Raw genomic sequence first — 15,956 nt, 5'->3', positions numbered from 1 at the left:
AACTAGTTGAGGACATCATGAAGGCTTTATTTTTTTCCGGTAGTGTCGTCTTGTTGCTGGCCGGTTGTGCTGTGACCCCGCCTGCCATCGTGCATCAGCCAACATCGTTGCCGGCGCAGTCTGCGAAACCGCACAAAGAAATTAATGGTGCGATTTTTCAGTCGGCAAGTTATCGTCCTTTATATGAAGACGCGAAGCCCAGAATGGTGGGCGATGTATTGACAATCTCTATCAGTGAAAGAACTTCAGCAGCAAAAGGCAGCGCGAGTTCTTCCAGTAAATCGTCTGGTCTATCGCTGGCTGCACCGGCAGTATTTGGTGTGAAGTCCTCAACCACGGCACAGTTGGGGCTGAGTACCAACGGCTCTTCAAAATTTGATGAAAAAGGTGCGGAAACGGCGAGTAACAGTTTTACTGGGACGATTGCTGTGACTGTGATTGATGTTCTGCCCAATGGTAATTTGCTCGTCAGTGGTGAAAAGCAACTTGCCTTTGATAAGGGCGCTGAGTTCGTCCGGTTTTCCGGCGTGATCAATCCTCAGACCATCGCAGCGGGCAATGTTGTACCGTCCACGCAGGTGGCCGATGCCAGATTTGAATACCGCTCAACGACGAGAATCGATAAGGCTGAGGCGAACTCCATGCTGACGCGTTTCTTCCTCAGTTTTCTTCCTATGTAAGAAACTGAAAATAGGTTGAATATGAAAAAATATACGCAGTTGCGGTCGTCGCTTTGCACTCTGCTCATTACTCTGACGATGGGCATGACGCTGACGGCAGAATGCCGGGCCGAAAGGTTGAAAGACCTTGCCGGTATTCAGGGCGTTCGTCAGAATCAGCTGCTGGGTTACGGCTTGGTTGTCGGCCTTGATGGAAGCGGTGATCAGACTACACAAACGCCGTTTACGGTACAAAGTATCGTGAGTATGTTGCAGCAGATGGGGGTTACTTTGCCTGTCGGTACGAGTTTGCAGTTGAAAAACGTCGCGGCAGTCATGGTAACTACTTCGCTTCCACCGTTCGCACAACCGGGGCAAGCTTTGGATGTGACGGTATCGTCTATGGGGAATGCGAAGAGCCTTCGTGGCGGTACTTTGTTGATGACACCGCTCAAAGGTGCGGATAACCAGATTTATGCGATGGCGCAAGGCAACGTATTGGTCGGTGGCGTCGGCGCTTCTGCGAATGGTAGTAAAGCACAAGTCAATCATCTGAGCGTAGGACGTATTTCTTCGGGAGCGACAGTGGAACGGGCAGTTCCCAGTTCTGTCGGCCAGGGAAATACGATACAACTGGAATTGAATACATCAGATTTTTCTACCGCAAGCAGAGTTGTCGATGCGATTAACCGGCGTTTTGGCCCGGAGACTGCGGCCGCACTGGATGGTCGTGCGATTCAGGTGAAAGCACCGGTCGGTGCAGATCAGCGGGTCTCATTTTTAGGTGCTTTGGAAAGTCTGGATGTGACTCCGGCGCAGACTGTGGCAAAAGTGATCTTGAATGCGCGGACAGGCTCTATCGTGATGAATCAGGCCGTTACGCTGGATTCCTGCGCTGTCGCACACGGCAATCTTTCCGTTGTCATTAATACGGATAACGCGATCAGTCAGCCAAATGCTTTGGCGGGTGGTCAAACCGCAGCAACTGCAAACTCTGGCATTAGTATCACAAAAGATGCGGGGCAATTAATGATGCTGAAGGCAGGCACATCGTTAGCCGATGTCGTGAAAGCTTTAAATGCGATCGGTGCAACGCCACAGGATCTGCTGGCGATTTTGCAGGCGATTAAAGCCTCTGGTGCTTTGCGTGCAGAACTTGAAATTATTTAAGGATGCCTCATGATCGGTCGTGCTGATCTTTCGGATAATAAATTAGCTTTCGATAGCAAGAGTCTGGATGGACTTAAGCAATCGGCGAAAGATAATTCCCCCGAATCTATCAAGGCAGCAGCCAAGCAGTTTGAGGCATTGTTCATGAATATGATGCTGAAATCCATGCGTCAGGCTGGCGGCCAGGATGGTGCCTTCGACAATGAACAAACTCGTACCTACACATCGATGCTTGATCAGCAATTGTCGCAGTCGATGGCAAACCGCGGTATCGGTCTTGCCGATGCACTGGTAAGGCAATTGACTAATAATGCGGTGAGCCAGGCGTTGCAAACGGATGATACTACTGCTAGCAATGGCGTCGGTATTAGTGGGAACATCGCGGGTAACGCCAGAGGCATCAGTTCGTATCTGGATAATCTGAAATTTGAGCAACAACCTGCCACAGCGGCGAAGACGAGTTTTTCGGGACCGGCACACGTTCGTGAATTTCAGGAAAAATTAAGTGCCGACGCTGAGGCGGCAAGTAAGGCGACGGGAATTCCGGCTAAATTCATGCTCGGACAAGCGGCGCTGGAAAGTGGTTGGGGGCGCCGTGAAATTAAAACAGTCGATGGCAGCACCAGTCACAATATTTTTGGCATGAAGGCGACCAGTAAATGGAAGGGAAAAACTGTTGATGCGGTAACAACGGAATATGTCAACGGTGTCGCCTATCGTAAAGTTGAAAAATTTAAAGCCTATGATTCCTACGCAGATGCATTCAAAGACTACGCAAAGCTTTTGACAAAAAATCCTCGCTATGAAAATGTCATTGCAAATGCCAAAGATGCGACCAGTTTTGCTGTCGGCCTGCAAAAGGCAGGTTATGCGACTGACCCGCAATACGCCAATAAACTGACTAAAATAATCAAGCAAACATTGTCGACGTAATGTGACGGTCTTGGTTAACTGTTAGTTATTATTTTTACTACATTAAAGTTTTTGTGTTTTTCTCCGAAAACCTTAAGGTGATAGCTCAACAAAGCTCAAATAATCAATAGGTTAAATTATGGGTACAAATATTCTGAACATCGGGCAAACCGCATTGGCCGCTGCCCAAGTGGGAATTAGTACCACTGGACATAATATTGCCAACGCTGGGACGGCAGGTTATAACCGCCAGGTTGTGTTGCAATCGGCGAATGCGCCGCAATTGCTGGGTGGTTCTTTTGTTGGGCAGGGCGTCTCCATCAGCCAGATACAGCGACAATACGACGCATTTATCAGCCAGCAAGTGAATGCGACGCAGACTACCAAGAACCAGGCTGATGCTTATTACTCGCAAATTCAACAAATCAATAATCTGGTTGCCGATCCGACAGCAGGAGTGACGCCGGCATTGCAAGAGTTTTTCACATCTATACAAAATCTTTCTGCGAGTCCGAACGGAACTGCCGGTGCAGCTGCACGTCAGGCGGTTTTATCCAGTGCGCAGTCATTGGCTGGCCGTTTCAATAGTTTACAGACCCGTCTGGACGAGATCAGACAGAACGTCAACGGTCAGATTGGCGGTGCGATCACCGCAATCAATACGTATGCGTCGCAAGTCGCCAATTTAAATGAGACGATTGCCAAGTCAGTCAGCACAACGGGTTCACCACCAAATGACTTACTTGATCAACGCGACCAGTTAATCACAGAAATGTCGAAGTACACCAAAGTCACGGTGATACCTCAAGATAATAAATTCAATGTGTTTATCGGGAATGGGCAACCGCTTGTTCTGGGCGGGGTCGTTAATCAGCTCGAATTAAGTGTCTCTAAAACTGATTCGACCAGAGCGGAAGTCTCGTATTCTGCTAACGGTACGTCGGTGCAAATTGCCGAAAATGGTTTGCCAGGCGGCGTTTTGGGCGGGCTCTTTGATTTTAGGGCCAATACTTTAGACCCTGCGCAGAATGCGATCGGGCGTGTGGCGATTGGTATTGCCACGGCATTCAATGAGCAGCACGCATTGGGGCAAGATCTGAACGGTGCGACTGGTGCGAAGTTCTTTAATATTCCCCAACCAATTACAACGCCAAGTACATCAAATACAACGAATGCTGATGTGACGGCGAATATCTCCGATGTCAGCGCACTGACCACCAGTGATTATCGTTTGCAGGTAACCAGCCCCGGAAATTACCGTGTTATCCGCGTGTCGGATGGTCAGACCCAGACTGCGACATCACAGCCGATCAAAATTGACGGCATTACGATGGAATTTCCGCAGCCACCTGCGGCTCAGCCTGCGACCGGAGATGAGTTTTTGATTCGTCCTACCCTGGCTGCCGCAGCAGGGTTTTCCGTTGATGTGATTGACCCGTCTAAAATTGCGGTTGCTGCGGCGATCAAAACGGCAGTACCGACAACGAACATCGGTAATGGAAAAATTTCAGTTGGCACAGTGGATTCTGCTGTCGCGAGCGCATCAACCTCCGCAACTGCAACCATTAGTGCGGTTAAAACAGATAGTTCTTTCGCAAGCTCTTCCGTCGCACCGCCAGTCACGCTGACATATTCCGGCGGTTCATTCACTGGCTTTCCAGCCGGAGTCAATGTGTCTGTGACTGTGGGCGCGACCACAACAAATTATGCGCCTCCGGCAACAGTACCTTATACGACAGGCGCGAAGATCAGTTTTTCCGGTATGAGTTTTACGGTTCAGAACAGTTCTGGAGCACCGGCAAATGGTGATACTTTTACTGTGTCGCCATCTGTTCCTGTGGCAGCATCCAAATTAACCTTTAATTCCGCGGGAAATACCCTGACTGGTTTTCCTGCAAACGCGAATGTTACCGTTACCAAGGGGGCAACGTCGACTACTTATCCTGCGGGTACAGCAGTTCCTTATTCTGACGGTGCAACGTATAGCTATTCTGGGACAAGTTTCACTCTTTCTGGTACGCCTTCGAACAGCGACGTGTTTAATATCTCAGCCAATGTGACGGGTTCCGGCGATAACCGGAATGCCTTATTGTTGGCGGGTATACAGACAAAAAACAGCATGGTTGGCAGTACTACGACGATACAAGGTGCATACGCACAATTTGTTAGTCAGGTTGGTAATAAAACACATGAATTGGGTATCACGACAGCGTCTGAAGCGACCTTGTTGAAGAATGCAACGGATAATCAACAATCCATCTCTGGCGTGAATCTGGATGAAGAAGCCGCCAATTTACTTAAATACCAGCAGGCATATCAGGCTGCCGGCAAATTGATGCAGATTGCCAGTCAGTTATTCGACGCAATACTGGCCATCGGAAGGTAGGTAATTTATGCGTATCAGCACAAGTATGATCTATGAGGGCGGAGGTTCCCGTATCAGCGATCTGCAATCCTCTCTGAACCGTACGCAACAACAGATTGCTTCCGGGCGCAAGATACTTACGCCAGCGGATGATCCTATAGGCTCGGCGCGTGCTTTGGTGATCACGCAGGCCGATGCAATCAATGAGCAGTATGCGGTGAATCGGGCGAATGCCAAAGATAATCTGAGTATGGCTGAAAGCACTCTCGGCAACGTCACAACAACGCTGCACAACCTTAAAACCCTTATCGTCAGTGCCGGCAACGGAACGCTGAATGATAAAGACCGCAGTTACATTGCGGTTGAAATGCAGAGTAATCTTGATCAGTTGTTAGGTCTGGCGAACGCGACAGACGGAACTGGCGCCTATTTGTTTTCCGGTTTTTCGACAACGACTGCGCCTTATACAAAGACGATCAACGGAGCAACATATAACGGTGATCAGGGACAGCGATATCTGCAGGTTGAAACATCGCGCCAGTTGCCGTTGAGTACTCCCGGAACACAGATTTTTGAGAATATCCGTACGTCGCCAGGGCAGTTCAATGTTGTTCCGAATCCTTCAAACAATGGGCAGGTCGTTGCCGCAGTCACTATCAACGCACCGACAGCAAATGCATTGACGGGTCAGAACTACGATATTGCATTTGACTCCACGGGCTTGAATTTTACCGTAACGAATAAAACGACCGGCGCTGTAGTCGTGCCAAGTACCGCTTACACCAGCCCGGCAACGGTGACGGTTGATGGCATGGATATTACTCTGACCAATACACCCGGCGCACCAGGGCCTGGAGATCATTTCAGTGTGCAGCCAGGCAATCAGAATATTTTTGAGACGCTGACTGACATTATTAATGCGCTCAATACTCCTGCAACGACAAGCAGCGCAAAGAAAGATCTGGCAGCTGCTTTAGCGCAGGGGAATAACAATCTGGATGCGTCCCTAAGTAATGTGTTAACGGCACGTGCGCAATTAGGTTCAAGTCTGAAGGAAATTGATGATCTTGATAGTTTTGGCTCTGCAAATGCACTGAACTATAAATCTGCGTTGTCAGATATTCAGGATCTGGATTATGTGAAAGCGCTGACGTCGTTATCACAACAGCAAACTACTTTACAGGCAGCGCAGCAATCGTTTGTAAAAACTGCCGGGCTGTCCTTGTTTAACTATATTAATTAAATATTTTTTGCTGGGCACTCTTCAAGGTGTGAGTCTGTCAGATGTGCAGATTCACACCTTTTCCATTTCTTCGGAATCCAAAGCGATGACATGCGTTTGCAGTATGCCACGCTCATCGTGCCATTCCCGCATAACGCACGGATAACCGTCTTCATCCAGATCGATCACTTTGAAAAATTGCCCGATCATCGATTCAATTAGGATGCGCTCGTCTTCGGGGAAATTATTGATAAATTTTTTACTGAGTGTGATGACACGGACAATATCGCCGATAGCGACGGCTTGATTTTTGCAATCGAGGATGGGTGTGGTGGACATGAATTTAATTTTAAATTGGTGTGGCTGTCATTGTACTGGCAAATTTCCGGACGAAGAAGCGTGCTGACTATGCCAATGAAAAAGGACTTAAATCTATACTGATTTAAGTCCTTTTAATTTTTTCGCCGCTCGGTTCAGAGCTGGCTTAAGTCTGGCTAAGTGGCTGGTCAGCTTGCTTTTACATTCTTTTCACGGGCAACCAGATACAGGGTCACAATGATGACGGCATACGGGATCAGCGTTAATCCATTCGCGTAAGCGCCTTCAAAGAATGGATTGTGTGTAGTAGCCCAGTCACCGATCGCTTTGTCGAAACCGGTCAGAATGCCCGCAGTAAATGCAATCACGATGCCCGCCAGCGCACCACCTGCGATATAGCCGGAGGAAAGCAAGACACCAGAACTGCGGTCGCCAGCGGCCTGCATTTCTTCCTCATTCAGCGATTTATACTGATCGAGTTTGTTGTTACGGCGATCCACCAGCCACCGTATCATGCCGCCGACAAACAAAGGGGCGGACGAAGATAAAGGCAGATAGACGCCGACCGCAAATGCCAGCGATGGTATGCCCGCCATTTCAAGTACAAGTGCGATCATGACGCCGAACAAAACCAGCGTCCATGGCAGTTGCTGATCGAGTATGCCCTTGATGATGTAAGACATCAGTACGGCTTTTGGAGCGTCGTATTTCTTGACTTCAGTACCGTCAGGACGTTTGTTATAGGCACCGTTGATGCCCGGATCAACCAGGTACACGGCTTTGCCAGCGTTATCGACCAGATACTTGCCTGCCGGGCCGCCAACAGTATCGGTTTTATGCCAGACCTTGTAACTTGCTTTATCCTGCTCTGCCTGCGGACCTTGCAAACTGGCTGTTTCTGTCAGTTTGCCAGCATCCGTGCTTAATGTCGGAGCGACCTGCGCTGCCGGTACATATACCGTGCCAGCATCATTCAGTTTCAACAGAATAGGGCCGAGAATCAATGCGGACGACAGCGCTCCTGCCAAAATCGCATATTGTTGCAGACGTGGTGTTGAACCCACCAGGTAGCCGGTTTTTAAGTCTTGCGAAGTTGTTCCACCGTTGCTCGAAGCGATACAGACAATCGCGCCGACCGACAAAGCAGTGACGTAATATTGACCGCCAGTCCAGCCCATCAGCAAGAAAATCAGGCAAGTGAATAACAGCGTTGCTACAGTCATGCCGGAAATTGGATTGGATGAGGAACCGATTTCACCCGTCAGGCGCGAGGAGACGGTGACAAACAGAAAGCCGAATACCAGTATCAGCAAGGCACCGAGAAAATTCATGTGCAGCGGCGTGGCGAAGGTAATGATGGCAATGATGGCGAGTGCGCCGATCACAACCCATTTCATCGGAATATCCTGATCTGTACGCAATGTCGCTACATCATCGTTTTTACCATTGCGCATACCAGCCAGACCAGCTGAAAGGCTGCGCCAGATGGTTGGCATCGCGCGTACCAGACTGATCAGCCCGCCCGCCGCAACTGCACCTGCACCGATGTAAAGAATATACGAGCTGCGGATATCATGCGGGCTCATTTCGCTGATGAGTTTGGTTGCAGGTGCCAGTGGTGTTAGCAGTGCGTCGCCGAAAAATTTGATCATCGGAATCAGCAACAGGTAAGACATGACGCCACCCGCAGCCATCACGGCGGCAATGCGCGGGCCGATGATGTAGCCGACGCCGAGTAATTCTGGCGACACTTCCGCGCCCAGCGAACCAGCTTTGAGAGGTGCGCCGAAGGTGACTTCCGGTGTGTCTTTCCAGCCTTTAAACGCAACGTTTGCAATTTTGTACAGCAAGCCTATGCCAAAACCCGCAAAGATAATTTTAGCGCGGCGATTGGCATCGTCCTGTGCATGCGGGTTGCTGCTTTCTCCGGCTGCTTCGCGTGACGTATCGGTCGCTGCGGCTTTCAATACTTCCGCACATGCCGTGCCTTCCGGATATTTCAGTTCGCCATGCTTTTCGACGATCATCGTCCGGCGCATAGGAATCATCATCAGAATACCCAGCAAGCCACCGAGGCAGCCGACCAGCATTACCCGCGAAATTTCCAGATCAAAACCCAGAATCAGTATCGCCGGCATGGTGACGCCGAGACCAAATGCCAGCGACTCACCTGCAGAGCCGGCGGTCTGCGTAATACTGTTTTCAAGGATGGTTGAATCTTTACCGCCGAACTTATTAAACAGGCGGAATAGCGTGATCGCAATGACGGCGACCGGAATCGATGCGCTGACCGTTAAACCGACTTTTAGTACCAGATACAGCGATGAAGCACCAAAGATCATACCGAGAATGACACCCATGATTAAAGCGCGTGCTGTCATTTCCGGTAGTTGTGCCGATGCCGGTATGTACGGCTTGAATGAAGAAGCTGACGTTTCTTTTGGCATTGAATTACCTTTTTTATTGTCAATGAAGAGCCCGTATTGCTGTATTCCCCCGGGCCCGCCTGATATTGCTTTTCGTTATTACGTTGTGACGAAACGTTAAGCAATTAACACCGATCGCGCATTATCACGCTTTTTTTCTTTTCTGCGCAATCGTATGTGCACCGTGCTGCGAAATATTTACTGACCGCCACCGGATCACTCGTCTGCGCGGAATGAGCATGCGTATTGGCCAGTATTCAGCGCAATGATGCTGAATCCTTTACGCAACCGGTCACAACGACTGCCTTTCTTCCTGCGGGCTTAGCGTTGGTAAAACACTGATGCCACGAATAATAGGATTACGCCACGCGAATGTTGCCAGCAGCAGTGCTGTAATGCCTGCGAACGCCAGTGAATAATGCAGACCCGCGTGTTCGCCCATCCAGCCGCCGATCAGAGCACCGGGGCCCGCGGGTAACAGGATCAGCCAGCGCATGGTGCTGGTCATGCGTCCCAGCATAGGCTCAGGGGTGACGGCCTGACGTAAAGCGAGGAAATTGATAAATATCAGTACCGCACCGACAGAAAAACACATCAGCATTAAAGCGAATGCCGCAATGCCCCAATGATTGACTGGCGCGATAGCCAGCAAACTCCAACCCGCGCCGCAGATCGTGATACCCAGCACCATACAAGGCCCGGGGCCGATCGCGCGGCTGATGCGATAACCATAAACACTTGCAAGGATGGTGCCCAAGCCCATACCCATGTAACTCAGACCGACGGTTTGCTCTGATAAACCGAGGATGCGGGTCGCATACAAAATCTGCACGACTAAGGCAGCGTTGTAGCAAAGCTGCCAGCCGCCGACAGTTGCTGCCAGTGCCAGTAACAGGGGTTTTTTCGCGACAAAATGGACCCCGGCTTTCAAGTCGCGCCAGAACGCCGCATCCTTGGCAACCGGGCGGTTCTCGGTGACCTTGATTCCACGCAGTATCATCGCCGAGCTGATCAGTAAAGCGGCGTCGGCGATCAGTGCAAGCGGTGCGCCGAGTAATTTGATCAAGGCACCTGCGGTTGCCGGTCCGGCAACTTCAGCGCCGGAGGTTGCCAGCGCATTTTTTGCATGGGCTTCGACCAGACGTTCCCGCGGTACGATTTGCGTCAGAACGATTTGTGCAGCGGTTCCTGCCATGGTATTGACCATACCGATGATGAAGCCGACGACATACAGCCAGCGCATGTTCACCATGTCCAGCCACCAGGCCACCGGTACACTGATGACGGCCAAGCCTATGATGGTTTCGCCCGCAATATACACCGGCAGCTTGCGCATGCGATCCAGCCAGACCCCGGTCGGCAGCGACAGCAATACAAACGGCAGCGTTTCCATCATCGTCAGTATGCCCATCTGGCTGGCGCTGGCATTGAGCATGACGGCGGCGGTCAATGGCAACGCCAGCATCGTGATCTGCGCACCAAACGAGCTGATCAGTATCGACGTCCATAAACGACGGTAGATCAGGTCCCGTAAAAGATCATTGGCAGGCAGCGAAAATCGCCGTTGTAAAAAATTCTTGCGCATGAATGGCGTCTGGTTTTGTTTTTTGTTCACACGATAGCTGCGGCGCTGTCGTGATGAATGAGATCATTATTGTTCATTATTATTGTATGCAGAACCGCGCTGCATCAGCGATTACAATGTCGGGCAGCTGTGCATGGATGGGAAGCTTTTTAAGTTCTATTTCTTCTGGCGCTGCTGCCCGGTGTGCGTGGATGCATCAGGGCACACAATAATGATATTGGTAGATACTCTTACACAATTTTAGTTCCGGTGAATAAAAAATATGTTTGCACAAGCGATAGTCGTGATCGACTTTGAAACCTCGGGCATGAGTCCGGAGCAGGGCGGTCGGGTGACTGAAGTCGCGGCCTTGCGTGTGGTGGGGGGCGAAGTCGTTGACCGTTATGTGTCCCTGATTAATTGTGGTGTACGGATTCCGTATTTCATTACCGAGTTGACCGGGATTACGCAAACGATGGTGGATCGCGCTCCGGCGGTCAGTGAGGTGATGCCGGCGTTGGTGGATTTTATCGGCAACGATACGCTGGTTGCTCATAACGCCAGTTTCGATGAAAAATTCCTGAAGGCAGAAAGTGACCGCCAGGGCTTATGGCCTGAGCATGATGGGCTGGTCTGCTCGGTCAAGCTGGCGCGCCGGATTTTTCCCGGTATGGCGAGTTATTCGCTGGGGCGACTGGCTGCTGCACTCGGCATCCGTTTTCAAGGCGCGGCACACAGAGCCGAGGCCGATGCCGAAGTCACCGCCGCGCTGATGCTGCATGTTGCAGATGAATTGCGCCGCCGTTATGCCGTTGCGGCGATTGATCCGCAATTGCTGATCGCGGTGAATCAGCTCAGTGCTGCCAAGGTGCCGGCATTTTTGAAAAAGCAGTTTGCTGCGGTGTGAGTGTGCCGCTGGTGGTCGGCAGAGTTGCGGCGGACGAGGCATAATCGCGGCCTGATGTTGAATGGATGAAAGAGCTCTGACGATGATCCAGCCACAAAAATACCGGCACTACAAAGGTGGTGTGTACGAATTGGTTTGCGAAGCAATACAAGAATCGGATCTAAGTCCCGTGATCGTTTACCGTTCACACAATGGCAGTATCTGGACGCGTCCGAAGGCGGTATTTTTTGAAATGGTGGAAGTGGATGGTGTACTCGTGCCGCGTTTCGCCGCGATCAGTGACGATGAGGTGCGGACCGGCTTGTAACCGCAGGCTGCTGTCAGCTTCCCGGATCTTGCTCTGCTCACTGCCTGATCGCGCCGCATAGTACAGAATGATGCCGGATGGTGCCGAACAGTGCCAAAATATACTCCCCCCAGTATATTGAAAGCCCCTTTGTTTATGCGGACATAAAGGCAAAATAGGCAGATACTCCCCCTAAAATCGTTGTAACAGAAAATTTAACCGACGAAATCAGCCCATTGTTAATGTGTTTTCGCACGATACCGCTCCCGCGAGGGAAACTGGGTTTCGTGAGAAAATACCCGCACTCATTTACAGGAGAAATCATGAAACGTCTTATCCTCGCTATTTCACTGACTTTGCTCGGTGCTCAGGCGCAGATCAGCGCGCAGGAAGTGTTGCGCTTGTCCACCACGACCAGTACCGAAAACTCCGGCTTGCTGAAAGCCATTTTGCCGGATTTTGAAGCGAAAATGCACATGAAGGTGCATGTGATTTCCGTCGGCACAGGCAAGGCGCTGGAGCTGGCGAAAAATGGCGACGTGGATGTGACCTTAGTGCATGCGCGCGCAGCGGAAGATAAATTCATCGCCGAAGGTCATGGCATTAATCGCCGCGACGTGATGTATAACGACTTCATTATCGTCGGCCCGGTGGCAGATCCTGCTGGTCTGAAAGGTAGTAAAGATGTGATCAACGCTTTGCGCAAACTGGTGGCCAGCAAAGCGAAATTTATTTCTCGCGGCGATAATTCCGGCACAGATCAGATGGAGCAGGCGTACTGGAAAGAAGCGGGCGTGAAACCTGCTGGCAGCGCCTATGTATCTGCCGGTCTGGGGATGGGCGAAGTGCTGACAATGGCAGCGCAGATGCAGGCCTATACGCTGACGGATCGCGCGACTTACGGTGCGTATAAAGCGAAGACGGGATTGGATGTGCAGGTCGAGGGCGATGCGAAGATGTTTAATCCCTACGGCATCATTGCAGTCAATCCTGCGAAGTACAAAGACATCAATATTCGCGGCGCGAACAGCCTGATCGAATGGATGACATCAGCAGAAGGCCAGAAGAAAATTGCCGACTATAAAGTCGATGGCCAGCAATTGTTTTTCCCTTCGTATAAAAAATAAGCTGAGTTTCTTTAGTTTTTTTTAGCTTCTTCAGTTTCAATGGCAACGGTCATCGTCACACGATCACCGTTGCAGACTTCTCTGGTTCTGCATGAAGGTGCCGGACCGATGTCTTACCATCATGAATAATCAATATGGATAGTGTCGATCTCGAAGTGCTCAAATCCTGTGATGCCTGGGTCAAAAGCGGGCGTCGTTGCGAGTTGGTGACGGTCATCAAGACCTGGGGCTCCAGCCCCCGTCCTGAGGGGGCTATGCTGGGTATTTGCGAAGATGGGCGCGTCATCGGCTCGGTTTCCGGTGGATGCATAGAGGATGATCTGATTGCCCGTGTTCAGCAGCATGGCATCACCCGTAATGCGCCTGAAATCGTCACTTACGGCATTTCCGCCGATGAGGCGCATCGTTTTGGCTTGCCGTGCGGCGGCACGATACAACTGGCGATAGAGCCGTTGACTGACAGCAGCAAGATAGGCGAATTGCTCGACAGACTCGCTGACCATGAACTGACAACGCGTGAATTAGATCTCGTGTCGGGTGCTGTAACACTGAGTAAAGCCGATGCGCATGCGCAATTACTGCTGACATCTGAACGCCTGATCACGGTGCATGGCCCGCGCTGGCGCTTGCTGATTATCGGTGCTGGTCAGTTATCACGTTTTCTGGCGAGCATCGCAGTCGGTATGGATTATCAGGTGACCGTGTGCGATCCTCGCGAAGAATATCGTGTCGGCTGGCAGGTGGATGGTGTGCAGGTCGTCCATGCGATGCCGGATGATCTTGTGCTGGAGATGCAACTCGACAGCCGTAGCGCTGTGGTGGCCTTGACGCATGATCCTAAACTCGATGATCTGGCGCTGATGGAAGCATTAAAGACCGAGGCGTTTTATGTCGGTGCAATCGGCTCCCGTCTGAACAATGCAAAGCGGCGCGAACGTTTGCAACAGTTTGATGTCAGCGAAGCGCAACTCGCAAAATTGCATGGCCCGGTCGGTTTGTATATCGGTAGCAAGACTCCGGCTGAGATTGCGATTTCCATTCTGGCGGAAATGACCGCTGTGAAAAATAAAGTGCAACTCCCCGCTGGCATGCGCGTTGAAGAGGCAAAAACGCTGGCGGCGCAGGCGGCGTCCGACGCGGTTTGCGGCGTCTGATCATCACGACATGCGTTTTCTGCAGGGCTGCAGATGTAATAAGCTGCGTAATAAGCTTAATTCACGGGGCGATTTCGCGTAAAATTCCACCCAATATCAATCGGGCAGGAGATTTTGCATGAGTATCAAATCAGATAAATGGATACGCCGGATGGCGGAATCGACGAACATGATCGAGCCGTTTGAGGCTGGTCAGGTGCGCGAGCGTGACGGTCAGCGCATCGTCAGCTACGGCACGTCATCTTATGGCTACGATATCCGTTGCGCCGACGAATTCAAAATCTTCACCAATATCAATAGCACCATCGTTGACCCAAAAAATTTCGATGAAAAATCGTTCGTCGATTTTAAAGGTGATGTTTGCATTATCCCGCCAAATTCTTTTGCGCTGGCACGAACCATGGAGTATTTCCGTATTCCGCGCAATGTGCTGACGATCTGCCTCGGCAAATCAACCTACGCGCGCTGCGGCATTATCGTTAATGTGACGCCGTTTGAGCCTGAATGGGAAGGCTACGTGACGCTGGAATTCTCGAATACCACGCCGCTGCCAGCCAAGATTTATGCAGGAGAAGGTTGTGCCCAGGTCTTGTTTTTCGAAAGCGATGAAGTATGCGAAACGTCTTACAAAGATCGTGGCGGAAAATATCAGGGGCAGCATGGCGTGACTTTGCCAAAAACCTGATTTAATCGCCATTGTCTGGCGTTTCGGCAAACAAAAACGGACGGGTTTAATCCCGTCCGTTTTTATTTTGTGTCGAGTTTTTCTGAGTTTAATCCATCTCTGCCAGTGTCTGATGCACAAACGCAGACAAAATTAATCTGGACTGCGGTGTCAGATTAATAAACTCGAAACCGAGACGGAATTCTTCGCCGGTTTCGGTGATGGCCACCGAACGCAGAATCACGTCCAGCACCAGATACTCATCGTTGCCAGCAGCGTTGACTTTGAATTTGATGACACCGACATCGCCTTTTTTTCCTATGGATTTTTTCACTACACCGGAAGTGCCGCCCATGCTGAGGTCTCCCAGCGTGGCGGCAGCAGTTTGTTCCGGATTACCGATCGTGACAGATGCGATGATTCTGACGGTTGCACGCGCACCCTGGCGGATGGTGGTGGAGCGCACCTGTCTCGGATAGCTGAGGTGCAGATAAGAAAAGGGCATGTACACGTATTTGAGCAGATTCGCGGTAAATGCGTAGGCTTTTTTACCGGGAAAAGCACGGATGATAAATGCCTGTCCTTCACGGATAGATGCAGATCGCCCATCGATAGTCGGCGCGGTGACGAGTAATGATTTATTTTTTACGTAGCCTATCAGTCTGACCGTGTAGCGAGTTGCGGCCTGATCATGCGTTTGCAGATGAAATATTTCGCCGACGGTCCAGCGCACACTGTCGAGCTCGACAATGGTTTCTTTATTCAGTTCTTCTGCTGGTTTTGATGTCGTGTCGGGCGCGGTCTTTGCACCGAGTTGTTCGAGGCTTGGCAGTTTTGAAGGGATACTATCCCACAAATTATTCGCATCGCAGTAACCGACTTCTAACAGATGATTCAGTTGCTGTTGATCCGCAATGTGAACGCCTGATTTAAATAATATCTGACCAGCCTGATTGTAAATGGGCCAGTGTATCGTCTGGCCGACGGCAACATCGGCATGTTTCAGAGACATTAATCCTTGTACTTCACCCATCTGTCATTTCCATCAATTGGTCGCAGCGCATTGTTATTCTGTGATCGGCAGCAGGCATTACTTTTACTGCCGGGCCGCCCGATTATTCCGGTGTTACATGATTGCATGTAACAATAAAACAAGCACCTGAAAATTGAAAGATTTTCAGG

General features: G+C 50.6%; 14 protein-coding genes. 10 read left to right on the top strand and 4 right to left on the bottom strand.

Translation table 11 applies throughout. The features are described from left to right. The first annotated feature begins 17 nt into the window (after nt 1–17). The 5 genes from H8K38_RS04570 to flgL all read left to right on the top strand — a co-directional run bounded on the left by H8K38_RS04570 (nt 18) and on the right by flgL (nt 6,349). Nucleotides 18–680 carry a flagellar basal body L-ring protein FlgH gene (locus tag H8K38_RS04570; RefSeq protein WP_186883621.1) on the top strand — a complete coding sequence of 221 codons (663 nt, stop codon included), beginning with the start codon at nt 18–20 and terminating at the stop codon, nt 678–680. A 78-nt stretch (nt 681–758) separates the two neighbouring features. Next, on the top strand, nt 759–1,829 hold the full coding sequence (locus H8K38_RS04565) for a flagellar basal body P-ring protein FlgI (protein WP_255422834.1): 1,071 nt from the start codon (nt 759–761) through the stop codon (nt 1,827–1,829). A 9-nt stretch (nt 1,830–1,838) separates the two neighbouring features. Beyond that, on the top strand, nt 1,839–2,762 hold the full coding sequence (gene flgJ / locus H8K38_RS04560; protein ID WP_186883619.1) for a flagellar assembly peptidoglycan hydrolase FlgJ: 924 nt from the start codon (nt 1,839–1,841) through the stop codon (nt 2,760–2,762). Nucleotides 2,763–2,880: 118 nt separating this feature from the next. Then, the gene (gene flgK, locus H8K38_RS04555) at nt 2,881–5,127 is read left to right on the top strand and encodes a flagellar hook-associated protein FlgK (protein ID WP_186883618.1); all 2,247 of its coding nucleotides are present in this window, start codon (nt 2,881–2,883) and stop codon (nt 5,125–5,127) included. A gap of 7 nt (nt 5,128–5,134) precedes the next feature. After that, a complete protein-coding gene (gene flgL / locus H8K38_RS04550; protein WP_186883617.1) occupies nt 5,135–6,349 on the top strand; it encodes a flagellar hook-associated protein FlgL in 1,215 nt (404 codons plus the stop codon). Between the two features lie 51 nt (nt 6,350–6,400). Here the strand turns inward: flgL and H8K38_RS04545 are convergent, their stop codons facing one another. The 3 genes from H8K38_RS04545 to H8K38_RS04535 form a co-directional block, all read right to left on the bottom strand. Next, complete coding sequence (locus tag H8K38_RS04545; protein WP_186883616.1) at nt 6,401–6,667, bottom strand: hypothetical protein; 267 nt, start codon at nt 6,665–6,667, stop codon at nt 6,401–6,403. Between the two features lie 167 nt (nt 6,668–6,834). Continuing rightward, a complete protein-coding gene (locus H8K38_RS04540; RefSeq protein WP_186883615.1) occupies nt 6,835–9,093 on the bottom strand; it encodes an OPT family oligopeptide transporter in 2,259 nt (752 codons plus the stop codon). A 271-nt stretch (nt 9,094–9,364) separates the two neighbouring features. Then, a complete protein-coding gene (locus H8K38_RS04535) occupies nt 9,365–10,687 on the bottom strand; it encodes an MFS transporter (RefSeq protein WP_370587056.1) in 1,323 nt (440 codons plus the stop codon). A gap of 232 nt (nt 10,688–10,919) precedes the next feature. Between H8K38_RS04535 and H8K38_RS04530 the strand changes: the two genes are divergently transcribed. From H8K38_RS04530 to dcd, 5 genes are all read left to right on the top strand, one after another. Next, a complete protein-coding gene (locus H8K38_RS04530; protein ID WP_186883614.1) occupies nt 10,920–11,543 on the top strand; it encodes a PolC-type DNA polymerase III in 624 nt (207 codons plus the stop codon). A gap of 61 nt (nt 11,544–11,604) precedes the next feature. Further along, the gene (locus H8K38_RS04525; protein WP_370587055.1) at nt 11,605–11,850 is read left to right on the top strand and encodes a DUF1653 domain-containing protein; all 246 of its coding nucleotides are present in this window, start codon (nt 11,605–11,607) and stop codon (nt 11,848–11,850) included. 302 nt (nt 11,851–12,152) lie between these two features. Beyond that, entirely contained in the window at nt 12,153–12,956 is an 804-nt protein-coding gene (locus H8K38_RS04520) for a substrate-binding domain-containing protein (RefSeq protein ID WP_186883613.1), read from the top strand. Nucleotides 12,957–13,090: 134 nt separating this feature from the next. Continuing rightward, nucleotides 13,091–14,110 carry an XdhC family protein gene (locus tag H8K38_RS04515; RefSeq protein ID WP_186883612.1) on the top strand — a complete coding sequence of 340 codons (1,020 nt, stop codon included), beginning with the start codon at nt 13,091–13,093 and terminating at the stop codon, nt 14,108–14,110. A 118-nt stretch (nt 14,111–14,228) separates the two neighbouring features. Beyond that, the gene (gene dcd, locus H8K38_RS04510) at nt 14,229–14,795 is read left to right on the top strand and encodes a dCTP deaminase (protein WP_186883611.1); all 567 of its coding nucleotides are present in this window, start codon (nt 14,229–14,231) and stop codon (nt 14,793–14,795) included. Between the two features lie 88 nt (nt 14,796–14,883). Here dcd and H8K38_RS04505 read toward each other — a convergent pair whose 3' ends face one another. After that, on the bottom strand, nt 14,884–15,807 hold the full coding sequence (locus H8K38_RS04505) for a flagellar brake protein (protein WP_186883610.1): 924 nt from the start codon (nt 15,805–15,807) through the stop codon (nt 14,884–14,886). Nucleotides 15,808–15,956: the final 149 nt, after the last annotated feature.

This window comes from Undibacterium sp. FT79W (assembly GCF_014284215.1).
Lineage (GTDB): Bacteria > Pseudomonadota > Gammaproteobacteria > Burkholderiales > Burkholderiaceae_D > Undibacterium > Undibacterium aquatile.
The sequence above is the reverse complement of the archived record's forward strand: the minus strand, read 5'-3'. Positions and strand labels throughout refer to the sequence as shown.

Coding starts and splice junctions, on each gene's coding strand:
- dcd (WP_186883611.1), top strand. CDS start 14,229: ATGAGTATCAAATCAGATAAATGGATACGCCGGATGGCGGAATCGACG.
- H8K38_RS04565 (WP_255422834.1), top strand. CDS start 759: ATGGGCATGACGCTGACGGCAGAATGCCGGGCCGAAAGGTTGAAAGAC.
- flgJ (WP_186883619.1), top strand. CDS start 1,839: ATGATCGGTCGTGCTGATCTTTCGGATAATAAATTAGCTTTCGATAGC.
- H8K38_RS04540 (WP_186883615.1), bottom strand. CDS start 9,093: ATGCCAAAAGAAACGTCAGCTTCTTCATTCAAGCCGTACATACCGGCA.
- H8K38_RS04505 (WP_186883610.1), bottom strand. CDS start 15,807: ATGGGTGAAGTACAAGGATTAATGTCTCTGAAACATGCCGATGTTGCC.
- H8K38_RS04570 (WP_186883621.1), top strand. CDS start 18: ATGAAGGCTTTATTTTTTTCCGGTAGTGTCGTCTTGTTGCTGGCCGGT.
- H8K38_RS04515 (WP_186883612.1), top strand. CDS start 13,091: ATGGATAGTGTCGATCTCGAAGTGCTCAAATCCTGTGATGCCTGGGTC.
- flgL (WP_186883617.1), top strand. CDS start 5,135: ATGCGTATCAGCACAAGTATGATCTATGAGGGCGGAGGTTCCCGTATC.
- flgK (WP_186883618.1), top strand. CDS start 2,881: ATGGGTACAAATATTCTGAACATCGGGCAAACCGCATTGGCCGCTGCC.
- H8K38_RS04525 (WP_370587055.1), top strand. CDS start 11,605: ATGGATGAAAGAGCTCTGACGATGATCCAGCCACAAAAATACCGGCAC.
- H8K38_RS04545 (WP_186883616.1), bottom strand. CDS start 6,667: ATGTCCACCACACCCATCCTCGATTGCAAAAATCAAGCCGTCGCTATC.
- H8K38_RS04530 (WP_186883614.1), top strand. CDS start 10,920: ATGTTTGCACAAGCGATAGTCGTGATCGACTTTGAAACCTCGGGCATG.
- H8K38_RS04520 (WP_186883613.1), top strand. CDS start 12,153: ATGAAACGTCTTATCCTCGCTATTTCACTGACTTTGCTCGGTGCTCAG.